2 protein-coding genes are annotated in these 2735 nt (G+C 62.7%); one reads left to right on the top strand and one right to left on the bottom strand.

Annotation, left to right across the window (positions count from 1 at the left end; all coding sequences use genetic code 11):
- On the bottom strand, positions 1-2057 hold a 2057-nt coding region (locus tag EKM57_RS21615; protein ID WP_206185543.1), incomplete at its 3' end, for a M10 family metallopeptidase C-terminal domain-containing protein.
- A 67-nt stretch (positions 2058-2124) separates the two neighbouring features.
- Between EKM57_RS21615 and EKM57_RS21620 the strand changes: the two genes are divergently transcribed.
- On the top strand, positions 2125-2562 hold the full coding sequence (locus EKM57_RS21620) for a hypothetical protein (protein WP_129794613.1): 438 nt from the start codon (positions 2125-2127) through the stop codon (positions 2560-2562).
- The last annotated feature ends 173 nt before the right edge of the window (positions 2563-2735 follow it).

Here is a 2735-nt window from a genome sequence, read left to right on the forward strand (position 1 = left end):
TCGTCGGCATTGCCGCCGTCGAGCGTATCGGCGAAGTTGCTGCCTTCCAGCTTCTCGATGCCGATATATTTGTCGCCAGCCGCATCGCCGACCGTTCCCTTCTGGCTGGCCAGCGAGGCATGGACCCCGGCGTCGGCGTCCATGTAGCTCGCCGTATCGAAGCCGGCGCCGCCGTTCAGCGTGTCGCCGCCTTCCCGGCCCATCAGCACATCGTCGCCACCATTGCCCGTGAGAATGTTGGCTGCGCTGTTGCCGATGATGGCGTCGTCGCCGCCGCCGGCGGTGGCGTTTTCGACCACGACGCCGTTGGCGATGGTGTAGCCGCCCCAGATGTCATCGACGAACGACACGACGCCGCCGCCCGTGGGCGTGTAGTCCAGCGTCGCCGCCAGCAGGTCGATCCGCGCGTTGCGGTTGCCCGAATAGCGGATCTCGTCGACGCCGCCCGTATCCCAGATCGTCTGGTAGGAGGCTTCGTCCTGCGAGTCGGCGATGGTGTAGACGTCGTTGCCGGTATTATGGTCATGGACCCCGTAACGCGCCTGAAGCACCGCGATGTCGAAGGCGCCGAGCGTCGCCGACCAGCCGGCCTGGAAGGTGCCGGACGCGAACACCCGCTCCCCGTCCGGATGGGTCACCCAACCATCATTGTAGGACATGACGGTGTAGACGCCCTGATTAAGGTCGTAGATGCCGAGCGAGTCGGAGCCGGCGACGCCGAGCATCACTTCCGATCCGCCGCCGGTGTCGTGCGGGTGGGCAATGCCATGGGCGTGACCGAACTCATGCAGCACCACGGCATAGGAGAAGCCGCCGGGCTGAAGGCTGTCCGGATCATTGAACCTGCCGCTCAGCAGGTTGAAGAAGCCGATCCCCTGAGCGTCGCCATAAGCGGGATCCTGCGGATAGAAGCGCGCGCCAAAGACGTCGTTCTCTGTGGTGACCAGCCGGAAGGTCGCCTGATTCACATCGGTCGTGATCTCGTAATTGACCCCGAGGATATTCTCATATTCCTCGAGCGCCCGCATCACGCCGTCGATCTGGAACTGCTCCCAGCCGAAGGTGGCCATCGGCTCCGTGCTGTTGGGCTCGGTCTCTCCGAAATTCTCGCCGGCGGGCGCGAAATAGACGTAGGCGGTCGGGACCCCGTCCACCTCGACGAACGGAACGTTGTTCGCGCTGTCCCAATTCAGCGATTCGAGCGGGTCGTAATCGGCCAGATTGCGCGCCTCGACGTCGAGCGTGTAACCGCCGGAAGTGCCCTGATAGCTTTCCGCCCGGACATAATAGGTGCCGCTCCGATCGGCGATGAAGCTCAGGCCGGTCTCGTAGTTGACGACCGCGGCGATGTTGGTGCCGTTCTCGTCATAGAGGCGCAGAATACCGATATTCTCGCCGGGCTCACCGTCCCAATCGGCGGCGCCGGAAATGCCGCCGGCATAGGTGATGGTGTAGACCATGCCTTCGGTCGCTTCGATCTTGTACATGTCGCGATCGGCAGCGGAATCGAGGTAGGCGAAGGTCGTGCCGACGTCGATTTCCACCGCGCCCGCCAACGTGTCGGGGGCGTCATGGGCCGGATCGCGGGTCCAGATGCTGATCGTGTAGTCGCCCGAGTCCCTGTAATCAGGATAGCCCGGGGCGCTGGGGTCGACGTGATACCAGGACGTCGCGAGCAGATAATAGGTACCGGTCGTCGCCGCGGTGTAGGTGATCTGCGACGTTCGGCCGAAGCCGCCGTCATCGTCCTGAGTGATGAGATTTTCTTCAGGATCGAACAGGCCCAGAAGCGGATCCTCGATGCCGCCCTCGACCGTGCCGCGATAGGAGAAGGTGTAGGTCTGGCCCGCCACGAGCTCGACCGCGATGACGTCCTGGGTTTCCGAGCCGGAAAGCGAACCCGGAGTCGTCGTTTCGGCGTGAGTGTCGAGCTCGGCGGTGGCGGAGATGGTTCCGATGCGAAGAGCATCGAAATAGCTGCTCAATTCAGCACTGTGCTTCTCCGAATCGGCCAGAATTCGGCCATCGGCGTCTACACGGACATAAGGTGATGCCATATCAGTAACCCCCGTAGCTATGTTGTGTCATGAGTTGCCGCGAATCGCGGCATGCGGCGAGACAACCATGTTTTCCGAACGCCAGCAAACTCTTTTAACCAATCGGCGGACGAATGTGCCATGGTGGGGGCAAGCGGGAGATAGTCAAATGGCTCAAGTGCTTAGATGGATGACGCTGAGCGCCGCGCTCGGCATGCTGACGCCGGCTTGTGCATCGCCGGTGGAACGGGACAGACAGCCCGAAAGTCCACCCGAAGAGGCTGTCGGCGAACATTCGGAGAGAGAAGTGACCGGCGATTCCACATCGATAAGCCAGCGGTATCGAACCCTCGACGAATATCTCGCCTTCCTCGAAAGCAGAGCCGCCATAGACGGCCATTGGTACCGCGAAATTCGTCCGGGGGTCTTCCGACTCGAGACCGGAAATTATCACGGCCCCGGAAGCCAGAAGCGGATCTTCACCCGCGAGGAACTCGAGCGGAAGTTCGGCTTCTCGCCGTCGTGAGATAGCGCCGAATCGCCCGGCGAACACGGCGTGCGATCGAGGAGCGGCAAGCGTGCCGCTCGCGTTGTCACGCCAACTCGCCGCAGCCTTGCAAAGGAAGCGGCGCCCGGGGAGCCCCGGGCGCCGCGCCTTTCGCTTGTGCCGATGTCAGAGGACGACGTCGGCGGTGATGA

This window comes from Sphingosinicella sp. CPCC 101087 (assembly GCF_004151485.1).
Classification (GTDB): Bacteria; Pseudomonadota; Alphaproteobacteria; order Sphingomonadales; family Sphingomonadaceae; genus Allosphingosinicella.

Bases quoted from the DNA above. Each gene is read 5' to 3' on its own strand.
- EKM57_RS21620 (WP_129794613.1), top strand. From the start codon at position 2,125: ATGTTTTCCGAACGCCAGCAAACTCTTTTAACCAATCGGCGGACGAAT.